This window comes from Carnobacterium sp. FSL E2-0243 (assembly GCF_038003605.1).
GTDB lineage: Bacteria > Bacillota > Bacilli > Lactobacillales > Carnobacteriaceae > Carnobacterium > Carnobacterium maltaromaticum.
In genome coordinates, this window is sequence record NZ_JBBOPM010000001.1 from 3,457,567 (window position 1) to 3,479,288 (window position 21,722).

Genomic DNA, 21,722 nt, shown 5'->3' on the forward strand with positions numbered 1-21,722 from the left:
CTCTTATGTTCTATTTTCCTAGACAGAATTGACTAAACAATTGTGTTAACAACTCATCTTGCACACTGTCTCCTGTAATTTCACCTAATAAATCCCAACAACGGGTCATATCAATTTGCACTAAATCAACTGGCATATCCGCTTCAATGCCGTTAATGACTTCATCTAAAGCTGCTTCTGCATCGTGCAATAAAGCAATATGGCGGACATTGGATACATAGGTTGCATCGCGATCGCCTGTTGCACCTGCAAAAAACAACGCCGCTATTTTTTCTTCTAAAACATCAATTCCTGATTTCGTTAAAATTGACGTTTTAACAATACTAGCTGGATCAACTAATCCTTCTAACTCAGCTAAATCTAATTGGTTTGGTAGGTCCATTTTATTTAAAATAATAATCCGATGATTATCAGCCGTAGCTTCAATTAACAGTTTATCCTCTAACGTTAAGGGTTCATTTTGATTAAAGACCAGTAAAACTAAATCCGCCTCTTGTAAGGCTTGACGACTTCGTTCTACACCAATTTTCTCCACAATATCTTCTGTTTCACGAATTCCCGCAGTATCAACTAGCTTCAAAGGAACGCCTCGGACATTCACATACTCTTCAATAACATCCCGCGTCGTACCGGCAATCTCCGTCACAATTGCTTTTTCTTCTTGCAATAAGAAGTTCAGCAAGCTGGATTTACCAACATTAGGACGACCAATAATAGCTGTGGCCAAGCCCTCACGTAAAATTTTCCCTTGGCTTGCCGTCTGTAATAATTGGTTAATACTAGCTTTAACATGGTAAGCTTTCTCCACTAACAAACGTGCCGTTAACGTTTCAACATCGTCATATTCTGGGTAATCAATATTCACTTCAACTTGCGCTAATGTATCTAAAATTTCCGAACGTAAATTACGAATCAAAGTTGATAAATTGCCATCTAATTGTTGTAACGCTAAATACATCGCTTTATCCGTTTTCGCACGAATCAAATCCATCACGGCCTCAGCTTGCGATAAATCAATGCGCCCATTTAGAAAAGCGCGTTTTGTAAATTCACCTGGTTCAGCTAAACGTGCACCATTTTGCAAAACGATTTGCAAGACTTGATTCACCGATGTAATGCCACCGTGACAGTTAATTTCCACAACATCTTCTCGCGTAAATGTTTTTGGACTACGCATCACCGAAACCATCACTTCATCAATCGTTTCAGAAGTCTTTGGATCACGAATATGTCCATAATGAATCGTATGACTGGCAACGTCAACTAACTTTTTAGTACCTGCTTGATAAACTTTATCAGCAACTTGTAAAGCCTCTTCCCCAGATAAACGCACAATCCCAATCGCACCTTCTCCTGGCGGCGTTGATACGGCTGCAATTGTATCAAATTCTAATGACAATTTATCTCACTCCTTCTTATTTTTTTGCATCAAAAAAGTGCCCACTCCACCCCTTGGCTAAAATTAGCTAGAAATGGAAAAGCACTTTGACTGCTGTATTATTTAATTGAATCACTTATAATTAATTTTTACTATACGTTAGAAATATACATGTATTTCGCTCATTTGTCAATGGTAGCGCCTAAATTAGAACAGAATATTTTATTACTAGTGAGCTCTCTTAAGGAGCATCAGATAATAACCACGTTATTTCACCTTGGTAGTTTCCAACTTTGGCATCTGGGCTGACTTTCAATAACAAACCTTCTGTTTCTGCCCACTGAATCATTGGATAAGTTTCACTTCCTGTTGCGATTTTTTGGCTTATTTCACTAATAACTAAATCTGGTATCTGATTTTGTTTAAGAATCAAGGCACTTCTTAATTTTTGTTTTGCTTGATCTTCAAAAGAAACAGCGCTAGCAAATAACGACCAGTTTGACCCGATTGTGTTCTCTATTTCAATTTTCCAATCAGCTTGTATTCGCTCCACGTATGGCGTTTTTTGACTTAACTTTGTTGTTTTGTAATCTAAGTTTTTTGGTAGTTCTTTAAATTTAAGTTCGCCACCAACTGATAGCTGACTATTTTTTTGTAACATTCCCCCTGAACCTTCTTTGGTAGCCTTGAATGTGGCACTGTAAATACCAAAGGCTGGTTCAATTTCATTTGTAATAAGTTCAATAGGAATAGTTGTTCCATCAGCCATATCCCATGCTTTTGGTTCAACTTTTTGACGAACCAGTTCATCTAAAGTTCCTTCTTCACTGTTTTTGCGCACATCCACCAAATCAAAGAAGGTATCTTTAGCATCTAAAGCAATGGCATCTTTTTCATTGAATAGTGTACTTTCGGCATTATATACGTTAACTGGAATTTTTTTTATGACATCCCGTTTTCCATCAGTTAACGTTGCTTCTACCCATTGAAATCCTACTACTGAGGAATCCATCGATAATGGCTTTAATGTGACATTTGTTCCTTTGATTTCTTTGAATAAAATGTTTAAATCGTTATTGAGCGCTTCCCCTAATTTGACTTTTTGAACGTCAGGTGTGGCGTCTAATTCAGTAATTGTCAATTCGATATTCTGTGCTGCGGAACGTGTTCCATACTCATCAATCCCAATTACTGAAACTGTATGAATTCCTGGTGAAAATAGTTTCCCATCAATTGTTCCTTGATAGGTTTGAACTTCATTATAAGGAATGTTTGTATAGTCAGCTAATGGAACTAATGTTTTATCCTTATCATCCAATTCTAGATATACGCGATAATCCATATTATCTTCATCAGAAATGGTTCCATCAATTTCAACTTTTTGATCCCGATACATGGAAGCCTTTGTTTGATTCAGCGTAACTTTCGGAGGTGCAAGTACACCATACTTCCAAATTTGTTTGAATGATGTACTCTCATTACTTGCAATGTCTACACCTTGATTTTTCATTGAAATACTTGTATTCGATACTCTAACAGGCTGGTTTTCTTTTAAAACAGCCGGTGGAGACAACAAACCTCCACCATCGTTACGGTATCGTTTTCCCGTTTCCCAACCAACGCCATTCGCGTTTTGTACATTGTATTGTTGAAACTTATCTGCCAATTGGCCAGCTGCCCAATTGGGTATGGTTTCTGGATCTGGTATAACAACCATAGAAGACCCATTGTAAGTTAAATTAATTCCCTTAAAGTTATTGATTGGTGTAACAACTACTGGATATGAAGCTGAACCAAAAAACGTAGCAGAAAATTGACTAAGACCGATTTTTTGAGTGTCTGAACCAAAATTTGTAACTTGATACGTAATTTCAACCCCATTATTCTCTAATAATCTTTGAGTTATATCAATTTTATAGCGGTCTAAATACTGAAACGTCCGTCTAAGGGAGTTCGTTTCTCTCTGAATGCTATAAATTGATTCCGTCTGTTTTTTTCTTAAAAACCCTTGCCCAACTGGATTATACCCAGCCATACCATCTGATGTTCCCGCTGGAAATACGCCGTTTATTATTAAGCTCGTTTCAAGATAATTTCTATATATCCAGCTATTCCCATTAAATGTGTACCACCAAGAACCTTGATCCCATTCAATTTTGTATCCAGCCTTCGAAACCGATTCATCAGCTGATACAAATTCCCAGCCATCTTTTAAGGGCCCGTCTATTATAAATAGACTGATTTTTTTTGTATGGACTTTATTTGTGTCTTTTCTTATTGCTCTAATTGTTGCTTCATACTTTCCGAATTGCAACTTCACATTATGCGCGACTTCCATAGTGACTGCTTCTCCATTTTCTGCTTGCCAAGCTTTGGCTTCGCTTTTTTGAAGAATTAATTCATCTAAACGATTTTCTCGAACCGCTACACTTACTTCTGACATCGTAATTTCTAGATCATCTTTTACATCTAGCACAAGATGATCTATATCATTAAATGTTGTCGTTTCAGCATCATACACTGCTACAGGTATTTTAAAAGATTCTTCTTTTAAATCCGCATCAATCAAGACTGCCTCTGCCCATTGAAATCCTACTGTTGTAGAATCTATTTGGGAGACCGATTTCAACTTCGTCTCATTTCCAACAATGTTTGCAAATAATTTCGTTATATCTGCTTGAATTTTATCGCCAATTTTAACCTTTTGTAGAAGTGGTGTTCCACTTATTTCTTTAATTGTAAGGGACAATTTTTGAGCTACTGACTGAGTTCCATATTCATCAATCCCAACAATTGAAACGATATGATCTCCTTTTTTAAAATGTTTCCCTTCAATAGTTACTTGATAATTCTGCACTTCTTGATAAGGTATATTGGCAAAATCCTTTAAGGGAATTAGCGTTTTATCTATATCATCCATTTCCAGATACAACCGATAATTATGATTATTACTATCGAAAATAGTTCCTGTAATATCTATACTTTCGTTTTTATACATTTCCGTATTTTTTTGATCTAATGTAACAGCTGGAGGAACCATTCTACCCAATTTTACAATTTGTTTAAAAGTAGTCGATTCATTCGGCTGCACCATAACCCCTGGATTTTTCATCACTACATCTGTATTACCTAGATATAGTCCTTTATTTTCTTTCAAGTCGATAGATGAATCTGGTTGCTTCTTCCCTGACTCCCAGCCAACCCCATTGACGGAATTTGGATTGTATCCGGCAAAGTTACTTACTCTTCCATTAACTCCAGCTGTCCAATTTGGCATAGTTCCCGAGTCTGGCACCAGTGCCAATGAACTCGGTGCAACATTTAGTCCTTTGAATCCGTTAAGAACCTGTACTGAGGACTTATCTAATAGATTAACTCTTTGGTAAACTCCAATTTTTTTAGCTACTGAAGCCTTATTCGTCACTTGATAACTGACTACTACCGCCCCGTCATCTAACAATTGTTGAAGAATAGCAATTTGAAAACTTTGATACTCAAAACTTCGACGTAATGTATTCGTTGTAGGATTTTTAGCATACGAAGATCCAGCTTGATTTGCCCATACGAATCCTTTCGTAAAATCTGTTAAAATACTATCGTTAACAATCAAATTTGTATAGAGTAAATCACCCTCTATCCAGCTATTGTTATTGTATGTGTAATACCAAGATTCACCATATTTCCAACTAATTTTATTACCACCTTCTTCAATAGAATCGGAGTATTTTGTAGCCACCCAACCGTCTTCAGCAGCTTCCCTAGTTACTTTTTCAACTTGTTGTGAATTAGCTTGACTCTCTTCTGAAGGACTTTCTAAGCTAGTGTCCTCATTGCTTTCAATTTTCTTAATTTCTGGTACATTGCTTTCTTCAGCTGTTTCCGCAAATATACGCCCTTTTAAAAATTCATAATTCCCATACAAAGTAACACAAATTAAACTAATTGAGAAAAAAAACACTATTTGTTTTTTATGTTTTTTTAGCATGATAAATTCTCCTTTCATAAAGAATTAATCTAGTTGACTTTATTTTTTTGTGGTCTGATTATTTGGTCTTTTTTTAGGTAGTTCTTCTGAACTACTTTTTCTTTTTCTTAACTCTTGTTGTTTCTTTCGTTTTCTCTGTTTGATTAAACGTGCACGTTTTTCTGCGGCTTTTTTCTTCTGATGACGAGAAATAAAGAAAACAACCACTAGAATAAGAAGGAACATCACTCCTATAACTATTGAAATAATCAAGATCCAATTCGGTTCTGTTTTTTCTAATTCAACAGCTTCTTTGTTTAAGTCGGTTGAATCTTTTGCAGATATAGTAAATTCTTTTTCAAATTCCCACTTCTCTTCACCTGACTGTGCAACCAATTGCAACATATAGGTCCCTGGGTCTAAACTTTGATTGTCCCAACTAATCGGGAAATCAAAATTCGAATTCGGCGCCATTGTCATTCCTTCTTTTTTTGTTTCATGAAGCACTTTTGTAGTCCCTTTTTTCATCACTTTTGCATCGACAGCTAAATCTTTCATAATCGTTGCTTCCGTATTTTTAAGATTCGCGGTGACCGCTGTCCTGTAATTTAATAAGACAGGTTTAATATCATGTAAAGTCATCACAGGCTTCACTTCGTTGGTATTTTCTCGTATTTGGAGTCCAATCACATAGGAATATTTATTCTTTATTTGCACATCTTTTTCTTTATCCTTTGAAGCTGAATCGTCTTCCTTTTTAGAAATATAGAAACCACCCAAAATCAACCCATCAAATTCTTTTTCAGGCATTTGCACAGTGAAGGAAACTTCTTTGCTTTCTTTCGGTTCTAATGTCACTTCCTGTGCTTTAGAAATAAGAGATGTGACTGGATTTTTTAACGTAGAATCCAATTTCTCATCCATTTTACTATAATCAATCACTCCATTTTGGTTGGTCATCGCTACATTTGGAGAAATAAGAATCGTGGCTTTCTCATCGCTAGAATTGCTGACGGTTAACGTCAACTCTTGTCTTTGATTTGGCTCCATTTTTAAATCGAAATAAGTAAGTGTTTTGTTGATTTGGTTTTCTGGTATATTCGCTTTAACGGAGTAGGCCATTGTTTCTGCAGCTTCTCCTGTCATCGGCATATAATGGATCCCTAGTAGACATAAAGCGAGTATCGAAATGATTTTCTTCATCTTATTGTGTTCCCCTTTTCCTAACTAGAATAGAAAGGATCGTTGAAAAAAACGACCCTTTCTATCAAATTTTAAATTTAGTTGCTTATTTTGGTGCGTCTGCTAATTCCCAGGTAATAGAAGATGTATATTCTGTATCCGCTTCTGGCGTTCCTGCTACCACATTTAATTGAACAGCTTCATTGGCTTGATCTGCTCCAGACCAGACTGTTACCCATGTCCCACGTCCACCTTTATCCATCGCATTCATAAACGGTTTACTATCTGTATTATCAAATAAAACATCTGATTTAGTTGGGGCTACAGAAATATTGCTTGAACTTCCTGCTTTGACAACACCATCTTTAAAGGCTAACGTTGCACCTCTCAACACTTTATTTCCGCTTTTAAATTCGCTCATTTTAGCTGATAAGTGCCAGCCTTCTCCTGCCCCTCGTAAATCCGTTACTTGGATAAATGGGTTGGCATTCTTCGCTTTATAGGCAATGTCTTTCCCTGTAATTTTATGTTCGCCAAATTTGATATTGGAAACATAATCAATCGATAATGGTCCGGTTTGACCAGTTCCTGCATTTTCTGGATCTGTTTCGTCAATTGGGCTTGGTACATTTGGATTGTCTGGATTGGTTGGATCAACAGGCGGGGTCACAACGCCTTCACCTGCTGTAAAATTGATTTTATTCTCTGATGTATGTGTGCTTGATACTGCTGCTTGTGCTTCTGCTCCTCCAAAAGCTAAAGAAGCCAAGACTACTGTCGCCATAATGTATGAACTTTTTTTCATTTTTCTTTACCATCCTTTTTTATTCTTTTAGTTGTTTACGGTGCATCTTCCAATGACCACGTAATCGTTGAAACATAACTCGCTACTTTATTCCCTGCAGGAACCGCTAACGTGACTTTTTCTCCATTTCCTTCAAAGGCATTACTCCAACTTGAACGACCTTGTGTGGTTGTCGCGCTCATGATACTTGTTGCTGTTGCTGATAAATCTACTTTGAAAGCTGTTGGTGTTAAAAGCGGGTCGACGCCATCTTCTGTCGTTAATTTCCCTTTCGGAATCGTCATAACAGCACCTTTTAAGGTTAATGATTTATCTGCCGTTTCAAAAGCTGTTGCACTAACTTTTAAATTCCAACCTAAATCTTGTCCACGAGAATCCGTTACTTGTAAACCTAGCTTCGTGCCTTCAACTGGTGTTGCTTCAAGTGGAGCTTTTGCTTCAGAGCCTAATTTTTTAGTTGGAAAATTAAAGCTAGAAACCGAATCTAAACTTAATGGGCCTTTATTTAATGTTGGAGGTTGAATTTCTGGATCTAACAGCTCCGGAACCGTTGTATCGTCGCCTGCTTGTAATTCAAAATTTGCTTTCGAAGAACCTGCACTTGCCTCAGCTGCCTCAACAGATTGATTTCCTAAAACTGCAACACTTATTAAAAGTCCTAAACCTACGATAGAATACTTAGTTAATTTCATTTTTATTTCTCCTTATTCTCTATTTTTATTTTGGTGCATCCATTAATGTCCATGTAACTGTCGACATATATTCGCCTTTTTTATTTCCGGCTGGAACAGTTAATTTGATTTCATCTTTATCAAAAACCGTTCTCCATGTTCCCGCGCCTGTTCCTGCAGCTGCATTCATTACTACCGCTAAATCAGCATTGACTTCAACAGACTGAACTATCGGTGCGAGAGAGACATTGCCCTCATCTGGTTTTACGACTCCTGCTGGTAAAATTAATTTAGCCCCTTTCAAGACTTTTGTTTCGTCTGTCATGTCTTTAAATGGTGTCTGTGATACTTGAACGTTCCAACCTGTTTCTTCGCCACGGACATCTGTTACTTGAATATTTGAATTTTCTACAACTGATGTGTACACTTGTTCTTTTCCTTCTAGTTTATGTGTAGAAAAGTGAAGAGGAGCGATATTATCTAAGGTTAAAACTCCTTCATTTCCTGTGCCACCTGGTGGAACTGTTGGTTCAAGAGGCTCTTTAGGGCCTGTATCACCAGCTGTTAAATTGATATATCCACGGGACGTTCCACCTTTTCCATCAACACTTCCTGTAATCTCATCTTGTGGTGCAGCTGTTTCTGCTGCATGGACTAAACTTGTACCTACTAACATACCACTCCCAATTAACCCTACTACTGTCATCATTTTTAATTTCATTTTTATTCCTCCTCTTTTTATTATTGCTACTACCATTAACAGGATCCATCCGACTGAAAGTATAGTGAAATTTTCACTTTCTCCCGTTTGTGGTAACGTTGACTTGGTTCTATCAGCTTGCGTATTAGGCAGCTTTTTACTTTTTTGCAGATCTACATCTCCTGCTTCTTCTTTCTCAGTAAAATAAATACCTGCTTGACTAATTGCTGTATTTGCCATACTTGTTGACGAAAAAGTAAAAAAACAAAATAAACTAAGTCCCCCTATAAAAAACGCTTTAATTACTTCAATTTTTTCACCTCCCACTAATTTATTGCCTTAGGTTTTTAGTAAGGGGTTACCTAAAACCCGCGTTAGATTGATGATTCATCTATTTAAATTAACCATTATTTTTTAACAATAAGACATCCGAACAATATTCGACGAATAGCACTTTCGTCACTAAATTAAAACTTTTTTTAACTAGTTTTTCTAATTCTGAAAAGTCTAACTCTTCTGGAAGAACAACATTCCTTCTAATGTTTTTCACCGTACCCTCTAAAGATACTTGAAACTCAACAGAGTATAATATTCCATCTTCCCACTTATCTTCTATTCTCAACGTTACTTTCCTCCATCTCGTTTCGTTTCTCTCACAATTATTAATTTGAACATACATTTATTCTTAGATAGCATAGACAATTTATTCCAATCAGATATGTATTTGTGTGAATAAATCATGGATACTTAACTATTCCTAATTTCAAATAAAAAAACCTTTTACGTTCGTTATTTTAAATTTCAAAAAAATATTGTTGCTTCAACAAATTTAATTTTAGTCTACTTAATAATAAAAATACATTTCAAAAACTCCTAACCGATATGGAGTTTTTGAAACGCATTCTAATTAATAACGCTATTAAATTATTGTTTCATTTCGATTAATGTATCTAATTCTGATCAATTACAATTAAAACCAAATTAATAAATAACAAAAAAATCATTCACCTTGATTGTTAAAATAGAAATTGGAATAAAAGGTTTCTAGTTTGGACCAGTCCTTTTCCCTTGGATATGTTGGAAAACAAAGGACTTCTACATCTGGAATAACAAGTCCAGGTATATTCGTGAGAATTAAATCGCATTGATTTTTGATACTTTCTATGTCCGTTAAGCAACAATCCATAATTTTAACATCAAAGCGTTTTTTAAATCTATAAGTAATTTTATTTTGAATATGTTTCATAAACTTCTCTTCTGTATTATAAATAAAGCCAATTTTCAATGGTACTACTTCACTCTCAAGTGCGATTACAAAATCGTCCCAATAGATGATCAATATACGGATATAGTCATTTAATTTATATTCTTCTAACCCTTCATCTTGAAAAATTTCTTTTAATTTCAAACGGATAAACTCAATCCCTTCAAAATAGTCATGGCAAAAATGATTGACAATATCTAAGGATTGCTCATATAAAACATGATGCGTTCCATACTCAATCATCCGACTATTACAAAGGCGCGTTAATAATTCTTCTCTGTTCGTTTGTTCAATGTTATACCTAAAAGCTATGTTATCAATTAATTCTTCAAATTTTTCTTTTGTTTTTTTAAGCTGATTATTTATCTTTTCGTGCTCTACTAATTGGTTGTAACTAAAAGACCATTTCCCATCTAAAAATATAGCAAAGAATTGAAGTAGATTTTGGTTATTAATATCTGTATCAAAAGCATCTTTTAATTGTTCTCTTATTGCCGAAGTGTCAACATCAGAATAAACATTTTCCCGAGTAAGAATTGACCTATCAACAAAAAAATGATTATTTTTTCGTCGAATTAATTGCACTAATATAAACACTTCCGTTTGTTCTCTACTTCGACATTCTAATTCAAAATCAACATCATATTGTTTAAATGTAAAATTAATAAGCGCCTTAACCGCAGCTATTTGTGCCTCTGTGAAAATAGTTTTATTCAAATAATAACGTTCTAACACATAATAAGTAAACAAGGTACAGATTCTTTGTTCATCCCCCGTTATTTGCAACGGGCTTAAATTGATTTCCATTCCTTCTTCCTGTAGTACAACATTAATTCTGCTGATCATTCTTCTCAAAGATGATGAACTAAGAAACAACTCTTCTGACAACTGTTCTACTGTATAAGTTTCACATAAAAAAAGTTTTTCAAGTAAATTATATTCAGGGCTTGAAGCAAGCAAAGCAGAATAAATATACACAATCGAATAGCTAGAAGGAATGACAATTTTCACACCTTTATTCCCACTAACATTAATATCAATAGGAAATAGAATTAACCTCGCCTGCTCGATATCTCTTTTTAATGTTTTAGAAGAGACATTCAGGCTAGTACAAAGATCGCCCATGAATAACTCATCTTTATCATACAAAAACTCAACTAATTTTAAAATGCGACCGTCTTGCGGCGACAGTATTCTTCTCATATCTAATCAACTCTCTTTTTTTTACTTTAACTTCTGTATTAAACAAGCTATTCTTATAACTTCAGTCGTTGATTTTCTCCTTAATTACCTACAACTTCCGATAAATCTCATACATGATAACAATTTTTACATAGTTAGCCCTATATCTAATAGTTCTAAATAATCACTTTCATGCCCCTTTCTCAAATACCTTAATTTAATTTTTGGCAGTTATTATCACAACCTTTTCAAAATTCCATTTCGTATTTTATAGACTTTATCACAATTTTCTAATAAACGCTACTCAAGTTAATTCCTTTAATTAAAATTTCGGCTACTCAAAAAAATTTGTTTAAATCAAGAATTACTGTTGATTCATCTGTTAAAATAACACTTAAATGATGATTTATTGTACAGGAAATCTCAATTTTTAGCAATTGTCAGATAATAACTATTATTGATAGTTATTTTTCAAATTTACGAATACCAACTTAGATTCAAGCAGTTAAAAATAACAATCATAAAAATTAAGAATTTCTTTTATAATCAGATACTGCCCCTCTTCCGTTGTCCGTATTAACCTATGTAAATTTTTAAAATCATTCAGTTCATCACTTAACTTTAAAATACTTGAATACAATTACCAAAAATTAAAAAGTCACACTATTGTAGCTAGGCTAGCTACAATAGTGTGACTTTTTCTGATAGTCTCAAACAATTCATCGATAGTATTTAAAAACCTCGTTGAATGATTGATCCAAGCTTCTATTTTCCACTTATTTATTTAATTTATCAACTTGCATGGCTATATAGAGCGGTAAATAATCAGGCGTACAATTTTTTGCTACTTTTTGATTTTTATACAAACCTGTTCGCTCGCCTAATTGAATGCATCTTGGGCGATATTCTTTTTGAAAGATTCCGATTTGTGCGGCAGTAAAATTCATTGCCCATTGTACTTCTGGAGCTTCATTCTCAATTTGAGCTTCAATCAATAACAGTAGCTCTTCAGTATTTGGAGGTGGCGTTTTCCCCATCCAGCGCAGCCGACCTTGATAATACCAAAAAACACGTCTTTGGAGCGATGATTGGCTGTTTTGCCACGATTCCATAAGCGATATTGTTTTTTTACTTTTAGCTAGTTGGTTTGCCATTAGCCAATCGATTAACTGATTTCTTTCACTAGTATTATATTCTTCACTATCTTTATCTAATTTATCAATTAGTTCCTGAGTAAGCATATTTTTGTCCATAATGAGAATGGCTAACAGTCGTGCTAAATATATTTCTGTATCCCACAGTTCCATAGCTAATGCATGATCTTTTTTTATATCTTTAGCTATTTTTCGCAAGTCCCCCAAACTAGTCGGCGGATTATTTAGTTGCATTAATATATCTTCTTTTTTAGTCATATTTAAATCCTTTCATCACCTATATTCTATTAAACGAAAAAAGATAATAAATGTGAGACGAACTCCTCATTCATTATCTTTAGAAAAATCAACAATCAGTCATATTGATAACGAGTTAAAATTTCTGTACTTATTAATTAGTTGCTTAGTTTTATAAGCTCAATTCCAGCTTGATCCCACATTTCATTCATCATGTCGTAATATTCATCATCCATCGCAACATCTACAAACATTTTAGTCTGATTACCCACCGGCTCAAAAATATAATGTTCAAGCATATCGGCAAATGCTGGAACTTCAACGTATTTACCACTAGTGACTTCACCTAAAAATGAGAATTTGATTTCTTTTTCTGGGTCAAAAACAACCACTTTAGAAACTAAACCATCCCCTGAACCATCAACGAATGAGATTGTTTCATTCAATCCCATATCGCCTGTGTAAGTTGACCCTTCTTGGAATGCAAATGCCCATTTTTCATACTTATTACGGTCAACAACTAGTTGCCAAGCTTCTTCTGGTTTGCAATTAAGCAGGAATTCTTTTTTAATATGTTTCATTATAAACCCTCCTTTATATTTTTAATTACAGCTTTATCTTAAGCGCACTAACTTAATCAATACCTATTCCCAAATTAGCTGCCAAGTTATACCAAACGAATCTGTCACCCAAGCAACTTTACGCAAATGATTCACAGCTTCTGGTCCCATCATTACAGAACCACCTTCAGAAAACGTTGTAAATAAACGATCAAATTCAGCTTCATCTTGACAACGTACAAAAATTGATACTCCCCAATTAAGCTCTGGAGCATATTGTTTTTCCATATCCATCACCATAAACGATTGACCATTGATTTCAAATTCACCGTTCATCACTTGACCCACAACTCCACGATCACCTTCTCCAAAGTGCGTTAAAGAAAGAATTTTAGCATCCTCAAACAAAGAGACATATAAATTCATCGCTTTTTCAGCATTTCCAGAAAATGTGAGAAAAGTAGAGATTTTTTTAGTTTGTTCAGACATAGTAAAATACCCCTTTCAATTATGAAGCATGTTATTCATGTTAATCCTAACCGTTAACATCACTTTTGTCTAATTTAAACCATTGAATTTAGTTAATTTTTTGAAGATAACTTATTTCACTTATCTAACTAGGAAGGTTATAATAAGTAGTAATCTTATTTAAAATAAGTGGAACCTAGGAGGCCTACAAATAATGAAATTAAGTGTACTCGATCAAATACCCGTTACTAAAGGAAATACTGCCGTTGCAGCACTAGATAAAGCCAAAGAATTAGCCCTGTTAGCTGACGAATTAGGCTATCACCGGATGTGGTTTGCAGAGCATCATGGTTCTGCATCTGTCGCCAGTGCTGCCCCAGAAATCATTGTCGCTCATTTAGCTGCCTTAACTAAAAATATCCGTTTAGGGACAGGTGGAACTATGATTATGCATTACTCGCCGTTAAAAATGGCAGAAACATTTAAAACTCTCAGTGCCTTAAGTCCAGGACGAATTGACTTCGGCGCAGGTCGTGCGCCTGGTGGAGATATGAAAGCTATTTACGCTTTAGCACAAAGCAAACGGCCGCAAATGCGAGAACTATACGAAAAACTAGAAACAACATTAGCCTTAATCAATGATAAAGTCCCGGTAGATGAACTTTACCAAACAACTATTGCTTCGCCTACACCAGTTACTTTACCTGAAGCTTGGCTTTTAGGCTCTAGTGGCGATAGTGCTTTAGAAGCAGCACGCATGGGAGTCGGCTATTCCTTTGCCCAATTTTTCAGTGGTTCCATGACTAAAGAAATCTTAAGTCTGTATAAAGATCGTTTCATCCCCTCTTATTTTATGGAAAAACCTGAAATCAATGTCGCTTATTTAGCAACTGTTGCAGAAAGCATAGAAGAAGCTGAATTTGAAGCTAGACCAACAGATATCCAGCGTCTAATGATGACCAAAGGCCAATTAACTGGAATTATCACTCCTGAAGAAGCCCAAAATTTCAGTTTGACCGAAATGGACCGTTTAAAAATACAGGAGAGTCGCAAAATTCATTTTGTAGGAACAGCCAAAGCCGTGGCAGATCGTTTAGTAGAAGAAAGCGAGTACTATGGATTTCAAGAAGCGATGATTATCAGTACCCCTCATAGCCAAGAAAAACGCTTAAATGTCTATCGCTTACTTGCAAAAGAAATGCTCTGATTACTCTAAATTTCTCTTAAAATTTGTAAGATTCTTTTATTAAGTAGTCTTATCAGTTGTAGAACCAGCAGGAATATTGCTACAATGTACCTACTACTTGTATAAAAGAATTATTTACTTATTTTGACTATGAAGGAGTATGGATATGAAACTTAAAAAAATAATCACAGCGGGGCTCGTAGGACTATTGGCTACAGGATTTTTAGTTAGTTCAACCACTGCTTTTGCTCAAACACCTATTAATGAAACTTGGGGTAAACCGGCCTTTACTAGAGGAGTAACTTTGAGTGATGCTCAAATTCAAGAAACTAGGGATTTGCTAGGCATCAAAAAAGATGATTCTGTAGATGAATTTGTTGTAGATGGGACAGTAATTGGGAAATATTTACAAAATAGCAATAACCCCGGAGCTCAAGTATTTTCAAGCTCATTAATTCAACGAACATCTGCTGGTGATGGCGTTAAAGTTGAAATTGTTACACCTAAAAATATTACATTAATCACAACAGAACAATATCGTAATGCTAGTATTACGGCCGGTGTCACAGATGCCACTATCAAAGTAGCTTCCGCTGTTCCAGTTACTGGCGAAGGAGCTTTGGCGGGTGTATTTATGGCTTTCGATGAAAACGGCCAAGCACTTGATAAAGAAGCCATTGCAGTTGGACAAGAAGAGCTAGGGGTTATTTCAAGTATTAGTGATGCGAATAGTGATAACTCTAAGTTTAGTGATGCCAATTTAAATGTGGCTTTTGCTGAAATCAAAGCGGAGCTTGCGAGTATCCGTAAAAAGCAAGATGAGCTTGCTACCAAAGCTGACGTAGAACGTATCGTGAATGACGCTTTAAAAAATAATAGTTTAGAAAATGTAGTCACACCCGAACAAAAAACGGAGATTGTCAATTTTATGATTCGTTTTCAAAATTCATCTGCCATCGATAATAAAGAATTGATTAATCAATTAAATCGTTTTGGTGAAGATGTCATGAATAATGCTAAAAACTGGTTAGGCGAAGCACGAAATAGTTTAAATTCAGAGCAAGCACAAGGTTTCTTACAAAATGTTCGAACAAACTGGGATAACTTTGTTAACTGGCTGACTGGTTTCTTTAACTAAAATAGTTCTCTAACTACATTAAAAAACCACTTAGAAATCTAACTTTCTAAGTGGTTTTTTTGTGGATTTGACGAATAATTACTTACTCGATAGAAGAAGCTCGTGCTTTTTTAGGACGAATAAAATGATTCACACCTAAAGCAATCCCAGTGCCAATAAAGGTATCGACTACACGTTGCAACGCATAACCAAAAGACTCGTTTTCCGGAATCATAAAAATAATCGTTAAAAATGTACCACAAGCTCCAACTACACCTTCACTATGCCCTGTTGCGACACAAAACGTAATCATAATCATAATTAATAGTGGAATACCTACTAGCTGTACTAAAACAATATTGCCAACCCATTCATATAATAAAATGACAACAACAGCAAAAATCGCCCCAAAGGTATTTCCCACGATCCGATGTCGACCAAACTTCAAGGTGTTATTCATATCTTCCCTTAACGCAAAAACCGCCGTTAACGTAGCAACAATCGGTGTACCACGATCAAATATGGTGAAAATAAGCATGCATAAAAACACACTAATCCCTGTTTTTAATGTGCGCAATCCGATTTTAAATTTTTTTAAATCCAACATACCTGAACGGACACTTCCTTCAATTTTATACCAACACAAAAGCATCCCTTCCGACTTTATTTTACTAAAAAGGGAATGAATACCTGACTCTTTTTTATGTATACTCGACTACTCTTATCTAAAATTAAATTAGTAAAAAACAAAAGTCATTTCTAACTATACTAAAAATATACCGTTCGTAAAAGCTTTTGTCAATGATCTATGGGTGTTTCAATACTTAATTTGATCTTTATTTACATAAATCGTTCATTTTCATCTACTGATAAACACTATTATTTTAAATTTAAAAATCCTAATAAAAAAACAGCTACAAAATACTCTGAAATGAAATTCCTTTTTGCATGTATGGTTTAATTCGATTTTCCCTCTAATAAAAAAACAACTCACTGACTCTAGCCTTCTAAAAAAAGCCTTTTTATTGACTGAAATTTTCATTTATTCACTCAATAAGGTAAAATAAAACAAACATAAAGGAACCAAAATGTTATATAATAGAAGATATGTTGCGATTTTCAAGATAGCGATTAAAGAAATCATTCGTTTATTTTATAAAGTGTGAATTTAAGGATAGTACGTTCCATTGCTTTACGTACAAAATTAGAAAATCAGAAAGGAGTAAAAAAAATGACTGAAAAAAAGACAAACGAAGAAGAAATTAAGAAAAATGAAGAGGAGGTAGTTGTTACTCCTGAGAATGAAGTTCTTAAAGGTAGCGAAGAAACAGTAGTAAGTACTGAAACAGAAGCAACACCTGCCAAAGAAGATGAGGTAGCACCTTCTGATACAGAAACAGTAGTAGAAGATGACGTCGTAACCGAAGAAGTAATCGTTGATGAAGAAGTTCCATCTAAGGATCTTAACGAAGTGGACGCTACAACTGAGACTACTGCAACAAATACTGCTGAAGAAGTAATTTTAGAAGAAGGTATCGAAGCACTAGCTAGTTCTGGTGTTGTTGAAGGTGTATCTATAGAAGGTGAAGAAATTGATGGCGAATTTGACGAAGAAGATTTAGAAGATGAGGATCTTGAAGATGAAGAACCTAAAGGTAAATTGGCTAAACACATGGGTAAAATCCTTTATAGCTTATTAGGTATTATGATTGTTGCTGTTTTAATCTTTGGCTACTATGTCTTCCCATTTTTCAGTAAAATTGGTGGTACATGGCAAGGAGAAAATACAGCTGGTACCTTTAAAATTGTCAATAAAGGGAGCAAGTCTGAATTTAGCTTTGTTGATATGAATGGTGTTAAAGGTATGAATTTAGTTTTCACAAGTGAATTAACGCGTAAGGGTGTTAATCAATTTGGGGCTACTGACACAAGCGTTAAAATTGTTTTAGATAAAAAGACGATTGATGAAGCAAATATCAAAGCCTTCAAAGAATTAACCGATCAAGTGAAAGTTAAAGATGAAACAGACAAAGAAGTCGTACTCGTTTATACAAAAGCTGCTTATGAAACAGCCTTTAAAGATACGAATTTAGATGAATACTTTAATTATCGTTTAACGAATTTTAATTTTGCGTTACAAGGTAAGGACTTAATGTTGAAAAATAAAGATTTCGCAACACCAGAAGTTAACTTCACACGTAAATAATCCGAATAAATCAAAAGACAAGCTCGCTAGTTAGAGCTTGTCTTTTTTATTTGACTTCACTCTCCATTTATAAAGCCGTCTATGCTAAAATGGTAAGAGAATGTTTTTTTAGGCTAGTTCTTTTGAGCCAGTCCTTCGGAAAAAAGATAAATTCCCAAAAAAGTAAAGAGCCACTTTTCTTGGAATTTCCTATTTTTCTGCCAGGCCTAACCAGCTCAACGAACTTTTTATTTAGGCTAGTTCTTTTGAGCCAGTCCTATATGGCTCAATGAACTTTTAGTAAAGGAGGGTCGATACCCTATGAACAAATTCCATGAAATTTACTTAGATTTAGAAAAAGCAATTTTAGAAAAAAAGTATCAACCTGGTCAACTTTTACCTAGTGAAAATGAGTTAACTAAAGAGTACAGTGTTTCCCGTGAAACAATTAGAAAAGCTTTAGTATTACTACTCGAGAGTGGCTATATTCAAAAAAAACAAGGAAAAGGCTCTATCGTTTTAGATGTAAATCGATTTGATTTTCCAGTCTCAGGTTTAACAAGTTTCAAAGAGCTCCAAGAGTCACAACAGATGAAAAGCGAAACGATTGTGACTAAAAATGAAGTCCAAACAATCCCTGAAAAATTAGCTGAAAGACTTAAACTACCCACAGATACTAAAGTGATTTACATCGAAAGACAGCGCCGATTTAATGGCGAGGTGGTTATTCTAGATAAAGATTACTTATTGCTCTCAATCATTTCTGAGATGCCTCAAGCTGCAGCGCAAGACTCCATTTATAACTATATTGAACACACTCTGGGACTCGCAATTAGCTATGCTCAGAAAGAAATCACAGTCGACCCAATCACTCCTGAAGACCAAGAGTTGATGGATTTAGGCGATGATACACATATTGTAGTCGTACGTAGCGACGTTTATTTAGAAGATACCACTCTTTTTCAATACACTGAATCCCGGCATCGTCTCGACCGTTTTCGTTTTGTTGAATTTGCCCGCAGAAAAAGTCCTGTTTAACTAAACAAAGAAACCTCATCGCTTCATTCAGCAATGAGGTTTCTTCACTTTTTATTCTGAGACGATACTCTTTTTATATTTATACCCGTAAAACACTGCAAAACCTACAACAACGCCTACAATAAAGTAAAGTGCAGCATTGAATATATTAACTGCAATTGCACTTTGTAAAAAAGAATAAGCTAGCATTAAAATGGATACATAGTAAGGAATAACTGAAATAGCTTTCCCTTTTTTAATTTTCATGACAAATAGATACATAAAAACTGTGACAATCAAATAAATTAAGGCGATTCCTGCAAAAAATAAAATCGTCGGCAAGGTAATTGATTCTCGAATAACAGCCGCTTGTTCCGCTGTTAATTCTTTCAATTTAGATAAATCTGTATTGCTTAATGCCACTAAGTAAAGCACTTGTAACACAGATAATAAGGTCACAACAGTTAATGATAAAGCGGATGCTAACGTTAAATTCTTGGCTAATTTGCTATTTTTTTCAACTGGTAGTTGCATAATAAAACTCCTCTCTCTTCATTCAGCTTAAAGCTACCCTTCTACTTTACACTACTTTCAAACTGAATTAAAGAATTACGTGGAAAAATGTTTCTTATAGGCAAGTAAAAAAGCACAATAATTTTAGTAAATAAAATTATTGTGCATGACTTCAGAAATAAAATTACAAGTTATGAATGATTTAGTACTCTCACTAATTCACTTAACTTTATAATCAACTCAAACTATAACAATTTTGCATCCTCAAGCAATTCTTCAATGAACGTTCCTTTTATTTTCTTCAATCCTTTTCGTTCGATTATTCCCTCTAATAGCGGAACTTTCACTTCTTTAATCCCTTTTTTATCATTTAGATAGTAAGAAGCATTCAATAACATTCGAATATCGTAGGATGATGCAAATACTTCTGGTACACCACGATCTATATCCAATAAGGTATAGACAGCTTCCATAGCCGTTCTTACAGAATACTCCGTAGTAAATACTGTATCCCTTTCTGTTTCTGCAAAATTACCAATAAATGCCAAATTTTTGTATCCGTCTGGTATGACTAATGGACGATCACCTTTTGCTCTTGGCATAAAGTACGACGTAATATAGGGCATATAACATGGAACGGTATTACAAGAATTCTTAGCCAAATCATCAATCAGATCTGTAGGAACACCCATTTGATACAACCATTCTGAAGCAATTTCATTTCCAGTACATTCAGTAATCGTTTTTTTAATATAATTTCCAGGTTTATCAGAAAGTAATGCATATACCCAAATCACTAATTGGTCTTCAGGTTGATTTTTAAAATGAGGCTGTCTATTTATTGTATAGCTCATTTTCCAATTAGAGTCCTTCGCATGGACAATACCACCCGTTACAACTCTACCTGCATAAGGATCTCTTTTACTAATTTTTTCAATATAAGGCGCTATTTTTTTATCTAATGTTGTCACTGTAGCTGAGACAAACCAACTTTCATCTGGAATATTTTCACAGAATTTTTCTGGTTTACCAAAATCCGAATCTTGTTCCACCATTTTCTTCCATAAATTCCAGCTACCTCCTAATTCTTTTGTTGGTGGTGCAGGTGTAGTATTATTTCCATATGTTGAACTTTCAGTAATGGATCCATTCGTAATAAACACCAAATCATTTTCTGATAACTTGACAATTTTTTCTTGACCTTTTACATTTAAAATTAGACGCTCTGCTTTCTTATTTCCATTTTCAGAAGTAACTAATACATTTTCAACTTTTGTATCATATTGGAAATGCACACCATTTTCTTTTAAATAGGCTAACATTGGTAAAACTAATGATTCATATTGATTATATTTTGTGAATTTTAATGATGAAAAGTCCGCAAGAGCGTCAATATGATGAATAAAGCGCATCAAGTATCTTCTCATTTCCATTGCTGAATGCCACTCTTCGAAAGCAAACATTGTACACCAATAAGTCCAAAAATTAGAAGAAAAAAACTCTTTTGTGAAAACGTCCGTGATTTTTTTGTCATCTAACTGAGTCTCTTTCATTAAGCACAATGCAAGTATCTCTTTAATTGCCTTTTCACTCAAAGTTAATTGTCCATCGGTAGGGAATTGTTCTCCCTGATTGTGGATTAATCTGCATTTCGAAGAGTTAGGATCTTCTTTATTTAACCAGTAAAACTCATCCAAAACGGACGCATCTTCTACTTCTAATGACGGAATAGATCTAAATAAATCCCAAAGGCATTCAAAATGACTCTCCATTTCACGTCCACCTCGAATAACAAATCCATATTCGTTCTTGTAAATACCATCCAAAGATCCCCCAGCAATTGGGAGTTCTTCTAAAATGTGGATTTTATCACCTTTCACTTGACCGTCTCTGATGAGAAAGGCAGCCGCTGAAAGAGAGGCTAATCCTGAACCGACTAAATAGGCAGATACTTCATCTGATCTGACTGGTTTTTTTGCTCGTGCGAATGCTTCATAGTTACCATTACTTCTATACATATTGTTCGTCTCCTTTAAATCTATTTTTATTAAATTAACTAACCTAATTATAAGATAATACATGACTTACTAGTGCCTTAATGTGTCGCTTAGCGCGACATATTATAATCAGCTGAAAGAG

The 21,722-nt window shown here is 34.8% G+C and carries 18 protein-coding genes; 4 read left to right on the forward strand and 14 right to left on the reverse strand.

The genetic code is table 11. From position 1 onward, the window contains the following. Window positions 1-10 precede the first annotated feature (10 nt). The 11 genes from mnmE to MHI00_RS16210 form a co-directional block, all read right to left on the reverse strand. Window positions 11-1,399, reverse strand: coding sequence for a tRNA uridine-5-carboxymethylaminomethyl(34) synthesis GTPase MnmE (gene mnmE, locus MHI00_RS16160; RefSeq protein ID WP_015077878.1), 1,389 nt, complete (start codon window positions 1,397-1,399; stop codon window positions 11-13). 220 nt (window positions 1,400-1,619) lie between these two features. Further along, complete coding sequence (locus MHI00_RS16165; protein WP_341114913.1) at window positions 1,620-5,363, reverse strand: hypothetical protein; 3,744 nt, start codon at window positions 5,361-5,363, stop codon at window positions 1,620-1,622. 39 nt (window positions 5,364-5,402) lie between these two features. Beyond that, window positions 5,403-6,545, reverse strand: coding sequence for a DUF916 and DUF3324 domain-containing protein (locus tag MHI00_RS16170; RefSeq protein WP_015077880.1), 1,143 nt, complete (start codon window positions 6,543-6,545; stop codon window positions 5,403-5,405). A gap of 85 nt (window positions 6,546-6,630) precedes the next feature. Continuing rightward, the gene (locus tag MHI00_RS16175) at window positions 6,631-7,329 is read right to left on the reverse strand and encodes a WxL domain-containing protein (protein ID WP_035065044.1); all 699 of its coding nucleotides are present in this window, start codon (window positions 7,327-7,329) and stop codon (window positions 6,631-6,633) included. A gap of 35 nt (window positions 7,330-7,364) precedes the next feature. Then, entirely contained in the window at window positions 7,365-8,021 is a 657-nt protein-coding gene (locus MHI00_RS16180; protein ID WP_015077882.1) for a WxL domain-containing protein, read from the reverse strand. 25 nt (window positions 8,022-8,046) lie between these two features. Continuing rightward, window positions 8,047-9,027 carry a WxL domain-containing protein gene (locus MHI00_RS16185; RefSeq protein WP_233638232.1) on the reverse strand — a complete coding sequence of 327 codons (981 nt, stop codon included), beginning with the start codon at window positions 9,025-9,027 and terminating at the stop codon, window positions 8,047-8,049. A 73-nt stretch (window positions 9,028-9,100) separates the two neighbouring features. After that, complete coding sequence (locus MHI00_RS16190) at window positions 9,101-9,322, reverse strand: hypothetical protein (RefSeq protein ID WP_010052192.1); 222 nt, start codon at window positions 9,320-9,322, stop codon at window positions 9,101-9,103. A 378-nt stretch (window positions 9,323-9,700) separates the two neighbouring features. Beyond that, window positions 9,701-11,167 (reverse strand): helix-turn-helix domain-containing protein, encoded by a 1,467-nt coding sequence (locus MHI00_RS16195; protein ID WP_341114928.1) that lies wholly within the window; start codon window positions 11,165-11,167, stop codon window positions 9,701-9,703. Window positions 11,168-11,922: 755 nt separating this feature from the next. Continuing rightward, window positions 11,923-12,558 carry a DNA alkylation repair protein gene (locus tag MHI00_RS16200; protein WP_201730081.1) on the reverse strand — a complete coding sequence of 212 codons (636 nt, stop codon included), beginning with the start codon at window positions 12,556-12,558 and terminating at the stop codon, window positions 11,923-11,925. Between the two features lie 137 nt (window positions 12,559-12,695). After that, window positions 12,696-13,118, reverse strand: coding sequence for an SRPBCC family protein (locus MHI00_RS16205; RefSeq protein WP_119906981.1), 423 nt, complete (start codon window positions 13,116-13,118; stop codon window positions 12,696-12,698). A 63-nt stretch (window positions 13,119-13,181) separates the two neighbouring features. Beyond that, on the reverse strand, window positions 13,182-13,586 hold the full coding sequence (locus MHI00_RS16210) for a VOC family protein (protein WP_015077888.1): 405 nt from the start codon (window positions 13,584-13,586) through the stop codon (window positions 13,182-13,184). Between the two features lie 193 nt (window positions 13,587-13,779). Between MHI00_RS16210 and MHI00_RS16215 the strand changes: the two genes are divergently transcribed. Beyond that, on the forward strand, window positions 13,780-14,772 hold the full coding sequence (locus MHI00_RS16215) for an LLM class flavin-dependent oxidoreductase (protein WP_201734241.1): 993 nt from the start codon (window positions 13,780-13,782) through the stop codon (window positions 14,770-14,772). Window positions 14,773-14,917: 145 nt separating this feature from the next. Next, complete coding sequence (locus MHI00_RS16220) at window positions 14,918-15,889, forward strand: DUF1002 domain-containing protein (protein WP_035065027.1); 972 nt, start codon at window positions 14,918-14,920, stop codon at window positions 15,887-15,889. Between the two features lie 82 nt (window positions 15,890-15,971). On the opposite strand, the gene MHI00_RS16225 is transcribed toward MHI00_RS16220, so the two are convergent. Beyond that, window positions 15,972-16,514: an FUSC family protein gene (locus MHI00_RS16225; protein ID WP_010052174.1), complete on the reverse strand. Its 543-nt coding sequence runs from the start codon at window positions 16,512-16,514 to the stop codon at window positions 15,972-15,974. Window positions 16,515-17,099: 585 nt separating this feature from the next. Between MHI00_RS16225 and MHI00_RS16230 the strand changes: the two genes are divergently transcribed. After that, window positions 17,100-18,074 carry a hypothetical protein gene (locus MHI00_RS16230; RefSeq protein WP_341114933.1) on the forward strand — a complete coding sequence of 325 codons (975 nt, stop codon included), beginning with the start codon at window positions 17,100-17,102 and terminating at the stop codon, window positions 18,072-18,074. A gap of 300 nt (window positions 18,075-18,374) precedes the next feature. Continuing rightward, window positions 18,375-19,091 (forward strand): trehalose operon repressor, encoded by a 717-nt coding sequence (gene treR / locus MHI00_RS16235; RefSeq protein ID WP_035065021.1) that lies wholly within the window; start codon window positions 18,375-18,377, stop codon window positions 19,089-19,091. 51 nt (window positions 19,092-19,142) lie between these two features. Here treR and MHI00_RS16240 read toward each other — a convergent pair whose 3' ends face one another. Together MHI00_RS16240 and MHI00_RS16245 are read right to left on the reverse strand one after the other, a co-directional pair. Next, the gene (locus MHI00_RS16240) at window positions 19,143-19,604 is read right to left on the reverse strand and encodes a hypothetical protein (protein WP_010052166.1); all 462 of its coding nucleotides are present in this window, start codon (window positions 19,602-19,604) and stop codon (window positions 19,143-19,145) included. 224 nt (window positions 19,605-19,828) lie between these two features. Next, window positions 19,829-21,601 carry an oleate hydratase gene (locus MHI00_RS16245; RefSeq protein WP_035065018.1) on the reverse strand — a complete coding sequence of 591 codons (1,773 nt, stop codon included), beginning with the start codon at window positions 21,599-21,601 and terminating at the stop codon, window positions 19,829-19,831. Window positions 21,602-21,722 lie beyond the last annotated feature (121 nt).

Excerpts from the sequence above, each read along its gene's own strand:
- MHI00_RS16165 (WP_341114913.1), bottom strand. The coding sequence starts at position 5,363 with ATGCTAAAAAAACATAAAAAACAAATAGTGTTTTTTTTCTCAATTAGT.
- MHI00_RS16170 (WP_015077880.1), bottom strand. The coding sequence starts at position 6,545 with ATGAAGAAAATCATTTCGATACTCGCTTTATGTCTACTAGGGATCCAT.
- MHI00_RS16175 (WP_035065044.1), bottom strand. The coding sequence starts at position 7,329 with ATGAAAAAAAGTTCATACATTATGGCGACAGTAGTCTTGGCTTCTTTA.
- MHI00_RS16180 (WP_015077882.1), bottom strand. The coding sequence starts at position 8,021 with ATGAAATTAACTAAGTATTCTATCGTAGGTTTAGGACTTTTAATAAGT.
- MHI00_RS16195 (WP_341114928.1), bottom strand. The coding sequence starts at position 11,167 with ATGAGAAGAATACTGTCGCCGCAAGACGGTCGCATTTTAAAATTAGTT.
- MHI00_RS16200 (WP_201730081.1), bottom strand. The coding sequence starts at position 12,558 with ATGACTAAAAAAGAAGATATATTAATGCAACTAAATAATCCGCCGACT.
- MHI00_RS16205 (WP_119906981.1), bottom strand. The coding sequence starts at position 13,118 with ATGAAACATATTAAAAAAGAATTCCTGCTTAATTGCAAACCAGAAGAA.
- MHI00_RS16210 (WP_015077888.1), bottom strand. The coding sequence starts at position 13,586 with ATGTCTGAACAAACTAAAAAAATCTCTACTTTTCTCACATTTTCTGGA.
- MHI00_RS16215 (WP_201734241.1), top strand. The coding sequence starts at position 13,780 with ATGAAATTAAGTGTACTCGATCAAATACCCGTTACTAAAGGAAATACT.
- MHI00_RS16220 (WP_035065027.1), top strand. The coding sequence starts at position 14,918 with ATGAAACTTAAAAAAATAATCACAGCGGGGCTCGTAGGACTATTGGCT.
- MHI00_RS16230 (WP_341114933.1), top strand. The coding sequence starts at position 17,100 with ATGACTGAAAAAAAGACAAACGAAGAAGAAATTAAGAAAAATGAAGAG.
- treR (WP_035065021.1), top strand. The coding sequence starts at position 18,375 with ATGAACAAATTCCATGAAATTTACTTAGATTTAGAAAAAGCAATTTTA.
- MHI00_RS16240 (WP_010052166.1), bottom strand. The coding sequence starts at position 19,604 with ATGCAACTACCAGTTGAAAAAAATAGCAAATTAGCCAAGAATTTAACG.
- MHI00_RS16245 (WP_035065018.1), bottom strand. The coding sequence starts at position 21,601 with ATGTATAGAAGTAATGGTAACTATGAAGCATTCGCACGAGCAAAAAAA.